This is a genomic window from Streptomyces cyaneochromogenes (genome assembly GCF_003963535.1).
GTDB lineage: Bacteria > Actinomycetota > Actinomycetes > Streptomycetales > Streptomycetaceae > Streptomyces > Streptomyces shaanxiensis.
The window spans coordinates 2,441,147-2,456,575 of the sequence record NZ_CP034539.1 but is presented as its reverse complement, the minus strand read 5'-3'; the positions used below and the strand labels follow the sequence as shown (position 1 = coordinate 2,456,575).

At 70.0% G+C, this 15,429-nt stretch carries 13 protein-coding genes and 3 pseudogenes; all 16 read left to right on the top strand.

All coding sequences use genetic code 11. From position 1 onward, the window contains the following. The first annotated feature begins 160 nt into the window (after positions 1–160). The 16 genes and pseudogenes from EJ357_RS10915 (at position 161) to EJ357_RS10835 (ending at position 15,429) form a co-directional block, all read left to right on the top strand. Positions 161–751: a TIGR03086 family metal-binding protein gene (locus EJ357_RS10915; RefSeq protein ID WP_126399352.1), complete on the top strand. Its 591-nt coding sequence runs from the start codon at positions 161–163 to the stop codon at positions 749–751. Positions 752–894: 143 nt separating this feature from the next. Further along, positions 895–1,650, top strand: a complete 756-nt coding sequence (locus EJ357_RS10910) for an MBL fold metallo-hydrolase (protein ID WP_126399350.1) — start codon at positions 895–897, stop codon at positions 1,648–1,650. A gap of 150 nt (positions 1,651–1,800) precedes the next feature. Then, the gene (locus tag EJ357_RS10905; RefSeq protein WP_126391011.1) at positions 1,801–2,469 is read left to right on the top strand and encodes a GntR family transcriptional regulator; all 669 of its coding nucleotides are present in this window, start codon (positions 1,801–1,803) and stop codon (positions 2,467–2,469) included. Further along, on the top strand, positions 2,466–3,395 hold the full coding sequence (locus EJ357_RS10900; protein ID WP_126391009.1) for a dihydrodipicolinate synthase family protein: 930 nt from the start codon (positions 2,466–2,468) through the stop codon (positions 3,393–3,395). The genes EJ357_RS10905 and EJ357_RS10900 overlap by 4 nt, the downstream gene beginning before the upstream one ends. Beyond that, positions 3,392–5,122, top strand: a complete 1,731-nt coding sequence (gene araD / locus EJ357_RS10895) for an L-arabinonate dehydratase (RefSeq protein ID WP_126391007.1) — start codon at positions 3,392–3,394, stop codon at positions 5,120–5,122. Before EJ357_RS10900 ends, araD begins: the two co-directional genes overlap by 4 nt. 135 nt (positions 5,123–5,257) lie before the next feature. Then, positions 5,258–6,193, top strand: a complete 936-nt coding sequence (locus tag EJ357_RS10890) for a carbohydrate ABC transporter permease (RefSeq protein ID WP_126391005.1) — start codon at positions 5,258–5,260, stop codon at positions 6,191–6,193. Further along, the gene (locus tag EJ357_RS10885) at positions 6,190–7,086 is read left to right on the top strand and encodes a carbohydrate ABC transporter permease (RefSeq protein WP_126391003.1); all 897 of its coding nucleotides are present in this window, start codon (positions 6,190–6,192) and stop codon (positions 7,084–7,086) included. The genes EJ357_RS10890 and EJ357_RS10885 overlap by 4 nt, the downstream gene beginning before the upstream one ends. 239 nt (positions 7,087–7,325) lie before the next feature. Beyond that, positions 7,326–7,673: pseudogene (locus EJ357_RS10875) on the top strand (pectate lyase); the annotation flags it as partial. Continuing rightward, positions 7,670–8,836 carry a Gfo/Idh/MocA family protein gene (locus tag EJ357_RS10870; RefSeq protein WP_126391001.1) on the top strand — a complete coding sequence of 389 codons (1,167 nt, stop codon included), beginning with the start codon at positions 7,670–7,672 and terminating at the stop codon, positions 8,834–8,836. The pseudogene EJ357_RS10875 and the gene EJ357_RS10870, both read left to right, overlap by 4 nt. Beyond that, a complete protein-coding gene (locus EJ357_RS10865) occupies positions 8,836–9,681 on the top strand; it encodes a DUF6807 domain-containing protein (RefSeq protein ID WP_126390999.1) in 846 nt (281 codons plus the stop codon). Before EJ357_RS10870 ends, EJ357_RS10865 begins: the two co-directional genes overlap by 1 nt. After that, positions 9,678–9,971, top strand: a pseudogene (locus tag EJ357_RS10860) (family 43 glycosylhydrolase); the annotation flags it as partial. The gene EJ357_RS10865 and the pseudogene EJ357_RS10860, both read left to right, overlap by 4 nt. Position 9,972: 1 nt before the next feature. Further along, positions 9,973–10,524: pseudogene (locus EJ357_RS10855) on the top strand (pectinesterase family protein); the annotation flags it as partial. Positions 10,525–10,585: 61 nt separating this feature from the next. Continuing rightward, a complete protein-coding gene (locus EJ357_RS10850; protein WP_126390995.1) occupies positions 10,586–11,944 on the top strand; it encodes an ABC transporter substrate-binding protein in 1,359 nt (452 codons plus the stop codon). 139 nt (positions 11,945–12,083) lie between these two features. Continuing rightward, positions 12,084–12,881, top strand: a complete 798-nt coding sequence (locus EJ357_RS10845) for a rhamnogalacturonan acetylesterase (RefSeq protein ID WP_126390993.1) — start codon at positions 12,084–12,086, stop codon at positions 12,879–12,881. A 34-nt stretch (positions 12,882–12,915) separates the two neighbouring features. Further along, positions 12,916–14,229, top strand: coding sequence for a pectate lyase family protein (locus EJ357_RS10840; protein WP_126390991.1), 1,314 nt, complete (start codon positions 12,916–12,918; stop codon positions 14,227–14,229). Between the two features lie 75 nt (positions 14,230–14,304). Next, positions 14,305–15,429 (top strand): pectinesterase family protein, encoded by a 1,125-nt coding sequence (locus EJ357_RS10835; RefSeq protein WP_126390989.1) that lies wholly within the window; start codon positions 14,305–14,307, stop codon positions 15,427–15,429.

The window sequence follows — 15,429 nt, the reverse complement described above, 5'->3', positions numbered from 1 at the left end:
CGGGGTGGTGCGGGCCGCGAGGGCCGAGCGGGCCACGCACGTCGAACTGGCACGCGGTGCGCGCGTCGAGCCCGCCGAAACGTGTTGCCCGCCCGGCGATGAGTTCCGGGACCGGGGCCGGTCCACCCTTCAGGACGCCCGGAATCGTGAGGAGCAGCCGATGACCGACACGACTCTCGACCTCGGTCCCCAGACCCGAGTCATCGCCCGCCTCGCCGCGGCCGTCACCGACGAACAGCTGGCGCAAGCGACCCCGTGCCCGGACTACGCGGTGCACCACATGCTGGGCCACCTGGTCCATCTGGCCGCGGCCTTCCGCGACGCCGGCCGCAAGGACCTCGGCGCCACGACCGACACCAGCCCGACGGACGCCCTCCCGGACATCGGCCCCGGCTGGCGCGAGGAACTGCCCAAGGTCCTCGACGAACTCGCCGACGCCTGGCGTGCCCCGGCCGCGTGGACCGGCATGACCCGAGCAGGCGGCGTGGACCTCCCCGGCGCGGTCGCCGGTGCCGTCGCCATCGACGAACTCGTCATCCACGGCTGGGACCTGGCCCACGCGACCGCCCAGCCGTACGACCCCGACCCGGCCGCGCTTCAGGCGTGCCACGACTTCCTCCTGGCCGCGGCCGCCGACGACGACCGGGGAGGCGGCATCTTCGGCCCGGTCGTCCCGGTGCCGGACGACGCGCCCCTGCTGGACCGGGCGGTGGGGCTGAGCGGGCGGGATCCGGGGTGGCGGCGGCCGTAGAGAACGGGTGCGAGGAGTGGGCGATGCCTGATGCAAACGCCTGATACCAGCGTGGCCGGAGGCGTTTCTGCGTGGCGATCGCCTCGGCCGACCGTGCCGAGAAGCTGATCGACCTCGCGGGCGTCGGCACCTACCATCCCTCCATGTCCCTCACCCTCACCGTCCTCGGCACCGCCTCCCCCCACCCCGGCCCCGGCCGCCCCTGCTCCGGCTATCTGGTGCGCGGTGGAGGAGCCGAGGTGTGGGTGGACGCCGGGAGCGGGACCTTCGCGGAGTTGCAGCGGCACACTGATCCGGCGCGGTTGAGTGCGATCTGGGTCTCGCATCTGCATGCCGATCACAACGCCGATCTGCTGGCCGCCGTGTATGGGCTGGCCTACGGCGGGCTCACTCCGGACGCGCCCATTCCGGTCTATGCGCCCGGGGATTGCGCGCAACGTCTCGTCGGGTTCCTCGGGGGGACCGACACCGGCCGCCTGAGCGGCATCCTCGACTTCCGGCCCCTGTACGACGGACACGCCGTCCGGCACGGCAACCTGTTGCTCACCTCGCGCGCGGTCGTGCACGACGTCGAGGCGTACGGGGTGCGGATCGAGGGTGGTGACGGGCGGGTTCTCGTGTACTCCGGGGACAGTGGGCCGTGTCCGGCGCTCGTCGAACTCGCCCGCGGTGCCGACCTGTTCCTGTGCGAGGCCGACATCGATGAGCATCGCGAGGGTGAGCAGGTGCATCTGACGCCCGAGGATGCCGGGAACGTCGCTCGTGAGGCGGGCGTACGGGAGCTCGTCGTCACGCATGTCGGGCCCACGCTCACCCCGGAGGTGGCGACCTCCCGTGCCGCCGTGGCCTTCGGCGGGTCCACCCGCACCGCACGTGAGGGTCACGTGCTGTCCGTCTGAGGCAACCTCAACTTCCTTTGCCGGAAGCATTGACGAAACATGCGGCCCCTCCTACCTTCATCGCGTCGTACTTCGTACGTCATATATGAGACGCGATACGTGAGATCCCATACGCGAGATGCCCATCCCGCGAAGATCCGAGAGGCGCGCATGACCTCTGTGCCCACGCCGATCCCGTCCCGCACGCAGTACGTGCTGGAGGAGATCAAACGTCGCATCCTCACCGGGCAGTTGACGCCCGGTCAGGCCCTGGTCGAGACCGAGCTCGCCGCTCAGTTCGGAGTGTCGAAGACCCCGGTGCGCGAGGCGCTCAAGACGCTGGCCGGGACCGGGCTGGTCGTGATGAGCCAGTACAAGGGCGTCACGGTGCGCATGGTGGACGCGGACATGGCGCGCGAGGTCTACGACGTGCGGCTGCTGCTGGAGCCCGAAGCGCTGAAGCGGGCCGTCCGGCGGGGGGCCTCCCTCGATGCCGCCCGGGATGCCCTGACCCGCGCCGACGCCGCCGCCGACACCGCCGAACGGTCGCTCGCCAACCGGGAGTTCCACCGCGCCCTCTACCTGCCGTGCGGCAACCCGCTGCTCGGCAGGATGCTCGACGAGGTCCGCGACCAGGCCGCCCTCGTCTCCGCCGTCGCCTGGGCGGCCTCGCCCTCCTGGGAGCGGGAGGCCGGCGAGCACCGGGAGATCCTGCGGCTCGCGCTCGACGGGGACGCCGACGGCGCGGCGCGCGCCCTGCACGCCCACATCGCGTCGTTCGTGCAACGGGCCTTCCCCGCCGCGGAGGTCGAGGCCCGGGGAGAGGTCGGTCGGGCATGACAACACGGTCCGGCGCGGCAACGACGTTCGAGACCCAGCGGGCGGCCCTGGCCGACGTGGTCGCGATCCCGGTGACCCCGTTCGCCGAGGACGGCCGGCTCGACCAGGGTGCCCACCGGGCCCTGCTGCGTCGTCTCCTCGACGGGGGGATCAGGACCCTGACCCCCAACGGGAACACCGGCGAGTTCTACGCCCTGACCCCCGAAGAGCGGCGCCTCGTCACCGAGTTGACCATCGACGAGGTCGGCGACCGGGGCGCCGTCATCCTCGTCGGCGTCGGTCACGACGTGCCCACCGCCATCGCCTCCGCCCGGCACGCCCGTGAGCTCGGCGCCCAGATGGTCATGGTCCACCAGCCCGTCCACCCGTACGTCTCGCAGAGCGGCTGGGTCGATTACCACCGTGCCATCGCCTCGGCCGTACCCGAGCTCGGGGTCGTGCCGTACATCCGCAACGCCCAGCTCGGCGGCGCGCGCCTGGCCGAACTCGCCGACGACTGCCCCAACGTCATCGGCGTGAAGTACGCCGTCCCGGACGCCGCCCGGTTCGCCGCCTTCGCCCGCGACGCGGGGCTGGAGCGCTTCGTCTGGGTCGCCGGGCTCGCCGAGCCGTACGCGCCCTCGTACTTCTCCGCGGGCGCCACCGGCTTCACCTCGGGGCTGGTGAACGTCGCCCCGGCCGTCTCCATGAACATGATCGAAGCGCTTCGATCCGGGGACTACCCCGGCGCGATGAAGGTCTGGGAACAGATCCGCCGCTTCGAGGAACTGCGTGCCGCGAACGGCTCCGCCGACAACGTCACCGTCGTCAAGGAGGCCCTCGCCTCCCTCGGCCTGTGCCGCCGCGACGTCCGCCCGCCGAGCCGGCACCTGCCCGAGGACGAACGCGCCGAGGTCGCCGCGATAGTCGCCGGGTGGTCCATATGACCGACAGGAAGCGCCCCGAGGAACTCAGAAGCCATCAGTGGTACGGCACCGAGGGCCAGCTGCGCACCTGGTCGCACAACGCCCGCATGCGCCAGCTGGGATACGAGGCGGAGGAGTACCGGGGCCGTCCGGTGATCGCCGTCCTCAACACCTGGTCCGACATCAACCCCTGCCACGTCCATCTGCGCGAGCGCGCCGAGGCGGTCAAGCGGGGGGTGTGGCAGGCCGGGGGCTTCCCGCTCGAGTTCCCGGTCGCCACGCTCTCGGAGACCTACCAGAAGCCGACCCCGATGCTCTACCGCAACCTCCTCGCCATGGAGACGGAGGAGCTGCTGCGGTCGTACCCGATCGACGCGGCCGTGCTGCTGGGCGGTTGCGACAAGTCGACGCCCGCGCTGCTCATGGGCGCGACCTCCGCTGACGTACCGTCAATCTTCGTTCCCGCAGGGCCGATGCTGCCCGGACACTGGCGCGGCGAGACCCTCGGGTCCGGAACCGACATGTGGAAGTACTGGGACGAGCACCGCGCGGGCAACCTCACCGACTGTGAACTGCGGGAGCTGCAAGGCGGGTTGGCGCGTTCACCCGGGCACTGCATGACCATGGGGACCGCGTCCACGATGACCGCAGCGGCGGAAGCACTGGGCATGACGCTCCCGGGCGCCTCCTCGATCCCGGCCGTCGACTCCGGCCACGAGCGGATGGCCGCCGCCTCCGGGCGCCGCTGCGTGGAGCTCGCGTGGACCGGGCTCAAGCCGTCCGAGATCCTCACCCGTGAGGCGTTCGAGGACGCCGTCACCACGGTGCTCGGGCTCGGCGGCTCCACCAACGCCGTGATCCACATCATCGCGATGGCGGGCCGCGCCGGGCTCAGGCTCACCCTCGACGACTTCGACCGCATCGCCCGTACCGTCCCGGTGCTGGCGAACGTGCGGCCCGGCGGACAGACGTACCTCATGGAGGACTTCTACTTCGCCGGCGGCCTGCCCGCCTTCCTCTCGCGGATCACCGACCTGCTCCACCCGGACCGGCCGACCGTCAACGGCACGCTGGGGGAGCAGCTCGAAGGTGCCGTCGTCCACAACGACGACGTCATCCGCCCCCGCGGCAACCCGGTCGCCGCCGAGGGGGGAGTCGCCGTCCTGCGCGGCAACCTCTGTCCGGACGGCGCGGTCATCAAGCACATCTCCGCCGAGCGGCACCTGCTCAAGCACACGGGCCGTGCGGTCGTCTTCGACGACTACAAGACGATGCAACGGACCATCGACGACCCGGCGCTCGACATCACCGCCGACAGTGTCCTGGTGCTGCGCAACTCCGGGCCCAAGGGCGGTCCGGGCATGCCCGAGTACGGCATGCTGCCGATCCCCGACCACCTGCTGAAGCAGGGCGTGCGGGACATGGTGCGGATCTCCGACGCCCGGATGAGCGGCACGAGTTACGGCGCGTGCGTGCTGCACGTGGCTCCGGAGTCGTACATCGGCGGACCGCTGGCCCTGGTGCGGACCGGGGACACCATCACCCTCGACGTCGAGGCGCGGACCCTTCAGCTCAACGTGAGCGACGAGGAGTTGGAGTGCCGCCGGGCCGGGTGGACGCCGCCGCCCGCACGGTACGAGCGCGGCTACGGCGCGCTCTACAACGAGCAGATCACCCAGGCCGACACCGGCTGCGACTTCGAGTTCCTGGCCCGGCCGGGCAAGGTCGCCGACCCGTACGCGGGCTGACCAGCACGGTACGACCTCGCACCACCTCGCACAGCTCTGCACGGCCCTGCACGGCGAGAAAGCGCTTCCCGAACGACGTTCGCACGCACGACGAAAGCACGACGCCCGCACGACGCACACGAACGGAGAACAGTCATGGCCCAAGCCGCAGCCGTGGCGAAACCGCCCGCGCCACCCCGGCGACGCCGTGCCTCCGCCACGCCGCGCAGGCTGCCGTATCTGCTGATCGCCCCGGCGGCCCTGCTCATGCTGGGGTTCATCGCCTACCCGGTGATCAGCGTCTTCTACTACAGCCTGCAGGAGTACAACCCCACCAAGCCGTGGCGGAACGGCTTCACGGGCCTCGACAACTTCGTCCACGCCTTCACCGAGGACCCGCTGTTCTGGGACACGCTGGTCTTCAGCGCCAAGTGGGTGTTCGTCGAGGTCGGGCTGCAGCTGCTGTTCGGGCTCGCGCTCGCGCTGATCGTCAACCAGACGTTCATGGGGCGGGCCATGGGCCGTGCGCTCGTCTTCTCCCCGTGGGCCGTCTCCGGCGTGCTGACCTCCGCGATCTGGGTGCTGCTCTACAACTCCCAGACGGGCATCACCCGTTACCTCGCGGACGTCGGCATCGGCTCCTACGGCACCAGCTGGCTGTCGGACACCTCCACGGTGTTCCCGGCGGCGATCGTCGCCGACCTGTGGCGCGGCGTGCCGTTCTTCGCGATCCTCATCCTCGCCGACCTCCAGTCCGTCTCGAAGGACCTGTACGAGGCCGCCGAGGTCGACGGGGCCGGCCGTATCAAGCAGTTCTGGCACATCACGCTGCCGCATCTGAAGGACGCGATCGTGCTGTCCACGCTGCTGCGGGCGGTGTGGGAATTCAACAACGTCGACCTGCTGTACACGCTGACCGGCGGTGGCCCGGCGGGAGTGACCACGACCCTGCCCCTCTACATCGCCAACACCAGCGTCGACGCGCACAACTTCGGTTACGCGTCCGCCCTGACCACGGTCGCGTTCGTGATCCTGCTCTTCTGCTCGATGGTCTATCTGCGGCTGAGCAAGTTCGGAGGTGAGGACAAGTGAGCGTGAAGGAAGCCACCAAGGCAGCGCCCGCACCCGTGCGTGCCGCCCCCGAACCGCCGCGTCCGGCGAAGAAGAACCGCTCCTGGGACGAGGTCCCGCGCTGGCAGATCTACCTCCCGCTGTCGATCTACCTGGTCTTCACCCTGATCCCGTTCTACTGGATCCTGCTGTTCTCCCTGCGCCCGGCCGGCTCGACCTCGCTCGTGCCCTGGCCGATGACCTTCGACCACTTCGAGAAGGTCTGGACGGAGCGGAGTTTCGGTACGTACTTCCAGAACAGCGTGCTCGTCGGCGTCGTCACCCTGCTGATGACGACCCTCGTCGCGCTGGCCGGCGGCTACGCCCTCGCGCGCTTCAACTTCAAGATCAAGAGCGCCTTCATGCTCGCCCTGCTCTGCTCGCAGTTCGTGCCGGGCGCGCTGCTCCTGGTGCCGCTGTTCGAGATCTTCGCCGAGCTGCAGATGATCAACTCGCTGGGCAGCGTCATCATCGCGGAGACGGTCTTCCAGCTACCGCTGTCGATGATCCTGATCAGCAACTTCATCAAGAACGTGCCGTACTCCCTGGAGGAGGCCGCCTGGGTCGACGGCTGCAACCGGTTCACGGCCTTCCGGATCATCGTGCTGCCGCTGCTGCGGCCCGGTCTGATCGCCGTCGGCTCCTTCGCCTTCGTGCACTCCTGGAACCACTTCCTGTTCGCCCTGATGTTCCTCAACAACCAGGAGAAGCAGACCATCCCGGTCGGCCTCAACACCCTGATGGGCGCCGACAGCGTCGACCTGGGCGCGCTCGCCGCGGGCGGCATCATCGCGGCCGTACCCGTCGTGATCGTGTTCGCCTTCATCCAGAAGTGGCTGATCACGGGCTTCAGCGCGGGGGCGGTGAAGGGATGAGACTCCGTCAGTCCATGAGGCTCCGTCAGATCGCGGCGCTGACCACGCTGTTGGGACTGCTCCGCGTCCCCGCCCGCGCCGACGACACCACGAGCTCCGCCGGAAGTGCCGCGACGGGTCTTTTGCCGACTGCGGCGCCGTCGTGGCTGGTCGCGCCCCGCGGCGGAGCCGCATATCGATACAGTCCCGCGCCCCTCAGCGGCGCTGCCGCGCCCGCACCGATCAGCGACAACAGCCGCGACAACCGGTACGTCGTCCCGGCCGACGCGCACGAATACCGCTACTCGATCGGCGTGTCGACCGAGTCGGCGATCTTCGCCGAGAACAACGCCTTCCACACTCCCGGCCACATCGAGGTCGCCGACCTGGTCAAGAGCTGGAACGGCACCGCCCTCCACCAGTCCGGCACCCTCTTCAACGGCTTCCCGGTCGACCTGCTCGCCATCCACAACGCCTACAACTCCGGCAGCGAGCGCGATCTCACGGCCGACGTCGGCTGGACACCTACCCTGCACACAAAGATCGACAGCGCCGAGGCGGCCGACCGAGCGGTGGCCCGTGGCGCGGGCGCAGGGAGGATCCCATGAGCACTGCCGTACCCATCGTCCTGGCGGGCGCGCGCGGCCACGGCCGCTGGCACCTCGACAACATCCGCCGGCTCCAGGACAAGGGGATTGTCCGGCCGGCGGGGATCTGCGAGCTGACCCCGCTGAGCGAGGAGGAGCTTCCCGAGGGGCTCGTCCTGCCCTCGGGCGCGCCCGAGCAGTCCGCCGACTTCGGCGCCCTGCTCGACTCCACCGGCGCGCGGATCGCGGTGATCTGCACGCCGATCCCGACCCACACGGACCTGGCTTTGACGGCGGCCCGGCGTGGCGTGCACATCCTGCTGGAGAAGCCGCCCGCCCCGTCGTACGCCGAGTTCCGGCGTATGGCCGACGGGGTCGCCGAGGCCGGGGTCGCCTGTCAGATCGGCTTCCAGTCGCTGGGCTCGCACGCGGTGCCGGCGATCAGGACGCTGATGGCCGAGGGTGCCGTCGGCGAGATCGTCGGGATCGGCGGGGCCGGTGCCTGGGCGCGGCCCGAGGCGTACTACCGGCGGGCGCCCTGGGCCGGCAGGCGAAGGCTGAACGGTGTCGACGTCATCGACGGCGTGCTCACCAACCCGCTCGCGCACGCCGTCGCCACCGCGCTCGCGCTGGGCGGCACCACGCGTGCCGAGGACGTCACCGGCATCGAGACCGAGCTGCTGCGCGCCAACGACATCGAGTCCGACGACACCTCCTGCGTCCGCGTCACCACGACCGGGCGCCAGATCGTCGTCGGCGCGACCCTGTGTGCCGAGGATCCCGACGAGCCGTACGTCGTCGTCCACGGCGAACAGGGCCGCATCACCTTCTGGTACAAGCAGGACCGGGTGCTGCTCCAGCGCGCGAACCACGGCCCGGAGGAGTTCGAGTACGGCCGCACGGACCTGCTGGAGAACCTCGTCGAGCACCTCACCGACGGCGCCGACCTGCTGGTCACACCCGAGGCGACCGGCGCCTTCATGAAGGTCGTTGAAGCGATTCGACTGGCCCCCGACCCGGCCCCGCTGCCGGACGGGGCCTGGCAGCTGCTCCCCGACGAGCAGCGCCGTGTCGTGCCCGGCATCGACGGCCTGGTCGCGGCCGCCGCCGACACCCTCGCCCTCTACTCCGAGCTCGGCGCCCCCTGGGTACCGCCGGCACGAACCAACGAGGTGAGCACCTGATGACCCCCCACGACACCCCGGTGCTGCGCGTCGCGGGCCGCCCCGTCGGCCGGTACGTCACCCGGCCCGAACTCCCGGCCAGGCTCTCGCCGCGCCCGTACCTCCACCCCGTCACCACCCTGGCCGGCACGGCGGTCACCGAGATCGGCCCCGCCGACCACATACACCACCTCGGCGTCGGTGTCGCCGTTCCCGACGTCGAGGGGTCCAACTTCTGGGGCGGCCGCACCTACGTCCGCGACCTGGGCCCGACCGAGCTGGACAACCACGGAGCCCAGCGGCACACCGCCTTCCAGCTCCGCGACCCCGACGGCTTCGTCGAGGAACTGCGCTGGGTGGCCTCCGGAGCCGAGCTGCTGCGCGAACGCCGTACGGTCGCGGCCACCGAACTCACCGCGTTCGCCTGGGCGCTGGACTTCACCTTCTCCCTGACCAACGTCACCCCGGACCCGCTGTCGATCGGCAGCCCGGCGACGAACGGACGCCCCGGCGCCGCGTACGGCGGTTTCTTCTGGCGGGCCCGCAAGGAGGCGTCGGCGCCACAGGTGTTCACCGTCGACCGCGAGGGCGAGGCGGCCGTCCACGGCACCCGCGCCGACTGGGTCGCCCTCGCGGGCGCCACCTGGACGCTCGTCTTCGCCGGGGCCACCGAAGAGACCCGGCAGGACCCGTGGTTCGTGCGCGCCGAGGAGTATCCGGGCGTCGGGTCCTCGCTGGCCGCCGAGGAGCGGCTGGCGGTCCTGCCGGGCGAGACCGTCGTACGGCGGATCGTCACCGTAGTCGCCGACGGCCGGCTTCCCCGCCTGGAAGTGGCCGCTCTGGTCCGCAAGGCGGTGAGCCAGTGACGACCGGGACCTACACCAACCCCGTCCTGAACGCCGACTGGTCCGACCCGGACGTCGTCCGCGTCGGCGACGACTTCTACCTCACCGCCTCCAGCTTCGGCCGCGCCCCGGGCCTGCCCCTGCTGCACTCCCGCGACCTGATCAGCTGGACCCTGGTCGGCCACGCCGTCGACCACCTCGAACCGGCGGAGGAGTTCGCGGCACCCCGGCACGACTGCGGAGTCTGGGCCCCGTCGCTCCGGCACCACGACGACCGGTTCTGGATCTTCTGGGGCGACCCCGACCAGGGTGGCGCTGGTGACGCGGTTCTCCGGACCGCAGAAGCGGATCGGTGACTCGGTGACGCTGCACGGCCCCGGGGAGTACTCGACGGTGCAGGCCGCCGTGGACGCGGTGCCGGACGGGAACGCCGGGCGGGTCACGATCGCCGTGGCGCCCGGGACGTATCGCGAGAAGGTGGTCATCCCCGCGGGCAAGCCGCACATCGTGCTGGAGGGTACGGGGCGGGACGGGTCCGACACCGTCACCGTCTTCGACACGCCCGCCGCGTACGAGGGTTCGACAGGGAGCGCGACCGTCAGGATTGCCGCGCACGACGTCACCGCCCGCGAGGCCGCGCACGAGCTGAACGGTGAGCAGGCGCCGGGTCAAGGGCAACGGCGCGGGGCTCTGCCGTGGACCGACATGAGCGGGTTCTCGTGGAAGGACGCGCGGTTCGCGGAGTACCGGAACTACGGGCAGGGGGCCGCCGTCACCGCGGACCGGCCGCAGATGGGCGACGACGAGCCGCGTACGCACACCGTCGCCGACCACCTCAAGGGCGCCGACGGCTGGAAGCCGTAGGCCCGCCACTGACCCCCCACAACCTCATATCTCCGTCTGATCCAGAAGAGAGAGCCGACCAATGAAGATCAGCAATCGCAGGAGCAGAGGCGGGCGCCGCGCGTCGGTCGCCGTCGCCCTGAGTGCCGTGCTCGCCCTGACCGCCACCGCCTGCGGTGACGACGGGAGCGGCGCGGGCGGCGACAAGGGTGCCGAGGGCAGCGGCACGGGGAAGATCGTCTTCTGGGACAACAACGGCGGTGTCCGCACCGACATCTGGAAGGAGATCATCGCCGACTTCGAGAAGGCGAACCCGGACATCAAGGTCGAGTACGTCGGGATCCCGTCCACCGACTACCAGTCCAAGGTGGACACCGCCCTCCAGGGCGGCGGCCTGCCGGACGTCGGCGGCGTCGGCGCGGCGATGCTCGCCGGGTTCGCCGCGCAGAACGCGCTGGAGCCGTTGGACGACCGGCTCGCCAAGTCCTCCCTGAACGGCAAGCTCAACGAGGACATGGTCGCCTCGCTGAAGGCCGCGGGGGGCGGTGACGGCAAGCTGTACTCGCTGCCGACCTCCGCGAACAACGGTGTGCTGTACTACCGCACCGACCTGTTCAAGAAGGCCGGGCTGGACGAGCCGACGACCTGGGACAAGTTCTACGAGGCCGCTGAGAAGCTGACCGACGCCGGGAAGAACGAGTTCGGGTACACCATCCGTGGCGGCTCCGGGTCCATCGCGCAGGCGCTGGACGCGATGTACGGGCAGTCCGGGATCACGTCGTTCTGGGACGCGAGTGGTGAGAAGACCACCGTCAACGACCCGAAGAACGTGGCCGCGCTGGAGAAGTACGCGGCCCTGTACAAGAAGGTCACTCCGGCCGCCGACCTCAACAACGACTTCACCAAGATGGTCGCGCAGTGGGACTCCGGCACGATCGGGATGCTGAACCACAACCTGGGGTCGTACCAGGACCATGTGAAGGCGCTGGGGACCGAGAAGTTCCGGGGGATTCCGCAGCCGGTCGGCTCCGCCGGTAAGCGGGTTCAGGTGTCCAACCCCGTTGACGGGATGGGGCTCTTCAAGAGCTCCAAGAACAAGGAAGCGGCCTGGAAGTTCATCGAGTTCGCGACCTCGCACGAGGAGAACTCGAAGTTCAATGAGGCGGCCGGGCAGGTGCCGTCGAACAATGACGCCGCGAGGGATGCGTGGATTTCCGAGGCCGAGCCCACGAAATTGGCTGCCGCCGCGTTGACCGACGGGTCCACGACGATTGTGCAGCTGCCGTACTACCTGCCTGACTGGAACACCATCTCCAAGGCCGACAACGAGCCGAACTTCCAGAAGGTGCTGAACGGGGACATGAGTGCGAAGGAATTCCTGGACACGGTGGCCGGTCAGCTGAATGAGGCTCAGGCCGAGTGGAAGGAAAGGAACGGCTGAGAGCTCGGTTCGGTTGGTTCTGTGCGTGGCCGGCTGCGAGTCGGTTGTGGCTGGTCGCGCCCACGCGGCGGAGCCGCAAATCGATACAGCCCCGCGCCCCTGAGGGAACTTCACTTCCCCCTGCTTGAAAGGCACCGGTGTGTCTCTTACGCGCAGACAGGTCAGTTTGGCGGCCGTTGCCGCCGTCCCTCTCGCCCTCTCGGGCATGGGTACCGCCCAGGCAACCCCGCGCCACCGCACCCTCTACATCGTCGGCGACTCCACCGCCGCCCAGAAATACGCCGACGCCGTCCCGGAGACCGGGTGGGGCATGGCGCTCCCGTTCCTTCTGCACAAGGACCGGCTCGTTTCCAATCACGCCGTGAACGGGCGCAGTTCCAAGAGTTTTGTCGATGAAGGGCGGCTGGATGTCGTCCTCGGGGCCATCCGGCCCGGTGACTTCCTGCTGGTCCAGTTCGCGCACAACGACGAGAAGGTCACCGATCCCGCTCGGTACACCGAGCCCTGGACGACGTACCAGGACTGTCTGCGGCTGTACATCGACGGCGCGCGGGCGTGGGGCGCTCGGCCGGTGCTGGCCACTGCCGTCGAGCGGCGGCGGTTCGACGCCGACGGGAACGCCGTGCCGACGCACGGCGACTATCCGGCGGCGATGCGGGCGCTCGCGCAGGAGGAGCGCGTCGCGCTGCTCGACATCCAGGCGCTGTCGCTCGCGCTGTGGCAGAGGCTGGGGGTCGAGGCCACGAAGAGGTACTTCAACTGGACCGCCGCCGCGCAGGACAACACGCCATTCAACCCGGCCGGCGCGATCGCCGTGGCGCGTCTCGTGGTGGCAGAGCTGCTGCGTACGCGGGTGCTCGGCCCGCGGGACGTGCGCCGGCTCGACGAGGAGATCCCGGAGTCCTGGATCACCTGGCCGGAAGCCTCCGCCGCTTGACCAACCACCCGATCGCAGAAGAGGGAGCCGCACAATGAAGGCCCAGATATGGCATGGGCATGCCACAAGGAAGTGTGCTGTGCTGATCGGCTGCACCGCGCTCGTCCTCGGGCTGACCGGCACCGGAGCGCAGGCCGGGCCGCGTGACCTCGGCCGGCAGGTCCTCGGCGCGGGGGATGGCTGGGGCTCGGAAGGGGCGGGGACGAGCGGTGGTTCGGCCGCCGAGGCCGAGCACGTCTACACCGTCACCACCTGGGCCGAGTTCAAGGCCGCGCTGAAGGCCGGCGGTGACGCGCCGAAGATCATCAAGGTCGACGGCATGATCGACGCCGTCTCCGAGGGCTGCGAGGCCTTCGTCACCGGCGGCTACGACCTTCAGGAGTACCTCGAGGCGTACGACCCCGCCGTCTGGGGCAACGACGAGGTCGCCAGCGGTCCGCAGGAGGACGCGCGGGTCGCCTCCGCCGCCAACCAGGACACGGAGATCAAGGCCAACATCCCCAGCAACACCACCATCGTCGGCGTCGGCAGGAACTCCGGCATCCTCGGCGCCAGCCTCCAGATCAAGGGCGTCTCGAACGTCATCCTGCGCAACCTCACCATCGAGGCCCCGCTCGACTGCTTCCCCAAGTGGGACCCGACCGACGACAACAAGACCGGCAACTGGAACTCCGAGTACGACGCCGTGGTCGTCTACGGCACCGACCATGTGTGGCTCGACCACAACACGTTCACCGACGGGCGCTACCCGGACAGCGAGCGGCCGGTCTACTTCGGCAAGGTGTTCCAGCAGCACGACGGTCTGACGGACATCGTGCGCGGCTCCAACTACGTGACCGTGTCCTGGAACCGCTTCCAGGACCACGACAAGAACATGCTGATCGGCAACGGCGACGGCCTCACCACCACCGACGGCGGCAAGCTCAAGGTCACCATGCACCACAACCGCTTCGAGGGCATCCTCCAGCGCTCCCCGCGCGTGCGGTTCGGGCAGGTCGACGTCTACAACAACCACTACGTGGTGACCGAGGAGCAGAAGGACGACTACTACATCTTCGGTGTCGGTATCTCCTCGCGGCTCCACGCCAGCGACAACGCCATCTCGCTGCCGGCCGGGGCGAGCGTCGGCAAGGTCCTGAAGAAGTGGAACGAGTCGCCGCTGACCGCCGAGAACAACTACGTCAACGGCAAGCTGACGGATCTCATCGCGGTCCACAACGCCGAGATCCCGGCCGAGACCCTCCAGTCCGGCGCCGGGTGGACACCGACCCTCCGGACCAAGGTCGACAACCCCAAGGCGGTGCCCGGAATCGTCAACCGCTGCGCGGGCGCCGGCCGTCTGGGCTGACGCACGCACCGGGGGAGGGACGCCCGGCAGGCCCGGCCGCCCCCAGCACGATCCGCCCTGCGAAGGAGCACCCGCATGCCCTCGCCCCACCTCCGACCGCCCCTGTCCAGAAGGGGATTCCTCACCGCGAGCGCCGCCACCGCACTCGCCCTCGCGCCCTACCCCGCACGAGCCGTCGCCCGCCCCTGTCCCTTCGGGCGCTACGGTTCCCCGGTCGCCCGCCTGACCCCGCAGACCCTCTACGTCGACCCGTCCGGCCAGGGCGATTTCACCACCGTCCAGGCCGCCGTGACCGCGGCTACCGGCAGCGGCCGGACGCTGGTCATCGCGCCGGGGACGTACCGCGAGACGGTCGCCGTCGACGTGACCCGTACGGAGATGACCTGGCTCGGCGCCGGCCGGGACCCGCGTGACGTCGTCATCGTCCACGACAACGCCGCCGGCACCCCCAAGCCCGGCGGCGGCACCTACGGCACCACCGGCTCCGCCACCACCCTCGTCCAGGCCGACGGCTTCACCGCCCGCGACCTCACCTTCGCCAACGACTGGCTGCGCGCCGACCACCCCGGCATCAGCGGCACCCAGGCCGTCGCCATCAAGGTGCAGGGCGACCGGTCCGCGTTCCACCACTGCCGCTTCCTCGGCCACCAGGACACCCTGTACGCCGACTCCATGGCCCTCGGCGTCTTCGCCCGCCAGTACTTCGCACACTGCTACATCGAGGGCGACGTCGACTTCGTCTTCGGGAGGGCCACGGCCGTCTACGAGCACTGCCACTTCCAGACCCTGAACCGGACCGACCTGTCGTCCGCCCCGTACGGCTTCGTCTTCGCGCCCTCCACCGCCGGTGCCAACCCGCGCGGCTGCCTGGTGACCCGCAGCCGTGTCACCGGCGAGGCCCCGGACGCCTACTACAAACTGGCCCGCCCCTGGGTGCCCAGCTCCGATCCCACCGCCCGCCCCGCGCTCACCGTCCGCGACACCCACCTCGGCCCCGGCATCGACGCGGTCGCGCCCTACGCCAACATGTCGGCGTCCTTCCCCTGGCAGGAGCAGCGGTTCGCCGAGTACCGCAACGCCGGGCCGGGAGCGGAGATCACCGCCTTGGAGAACCGTCCCCAACTCACCGCCGTACAGGCCGAGTCGGCGACCTGTGAGGCATACCTCGGCGACTGGGCGCCGTGGAAGGAGGGTCGCTGA

What these genes read in the sequence shown, in the direction of transcription:
- EJ357_RS10915 (WP_126399352.1), top strand. Translation starts at nt 161, where the DNA reads ATGACCGACACGACTCTCGACCTCGGTCCCCAGACCCGAGTCATCGCC.
- EJ357_RS10910 (WP_126399350.1), top strand. Translation starts at nt 895, where the DNA reads ATGTCCCTCACCCTCACCGTCCTCGGCACCGCCTCCCCCCACCCCGGC.
- EJ357_RS10905 (WP_126391011.1), top strand. Translation starts at nt 1,801, where the DNA reads ATGACCTCTGTGCCCACGCCGATCCCGTCCCGCACGCAGTACGTGCTG.
- EJ357_RS10900 (WP_126391009.1), top strand. Translation starts at nt 2,466, where the DNA reads ATGACAACACGGTCCGGCGCGGCAACGACGTTCGAGACCCAGCGGGCG.
- araD (WP_126391007.1), top strand. Translation starts at nt 3,392, where the DNA reads ATGACCGACAGGAAGCGCCCCGAGGAACTCAGAAGCCATCAGTGGTAC.
- EJ357_RS10890 (WP_126391005.1), top strand. Translation starts at nt 5,258, where the DNA reads ATGGCCCAAGCCGCAGCCGTGGCGAAACCGCCCGCGCCACCCCGGCGA.
- EJ357_RS10870 (WP_126391001.1), top strand. Translation starts at nt 7,670, where the DNA reads ATGAGCACTGCCGTACCCATCGTCCTGGCGGGCGCGCGCGGCCACGGC.
- EJ357_RS10865 (WP_126390999.1), top strand. Translation starts at nt 8,836, where the DNA reads ATGACCCCCCACGACACCCCGGTGCTGCGCGTCGCGGGCCGCCCCGTC.
- EJ357_RS10850 (WP_126390995.1), top strand. Translation starts at nt 10,586, where the DNA reads ATGAAGATCAGCAATCGCAGGAGCAGAGGCGGGCGCCGCGCGTCGGTC.
- EJ357_RS10840 (WP_126390991.1), top strand. Translation starts at nt 12,916, where the DNA reads ATGAAGGCCCAGATATGGCATGGGCATGCCACAAGGAAGTGTGCTGTG.
- EJ357_RS10835 (WP_126390989.1), top strand. Translation starts at nt 14,305, where the DNA reads ATGCCCTCGCCCCACCTCCGACCGCCCCTGTCCAGAAGGGGATTCCTC.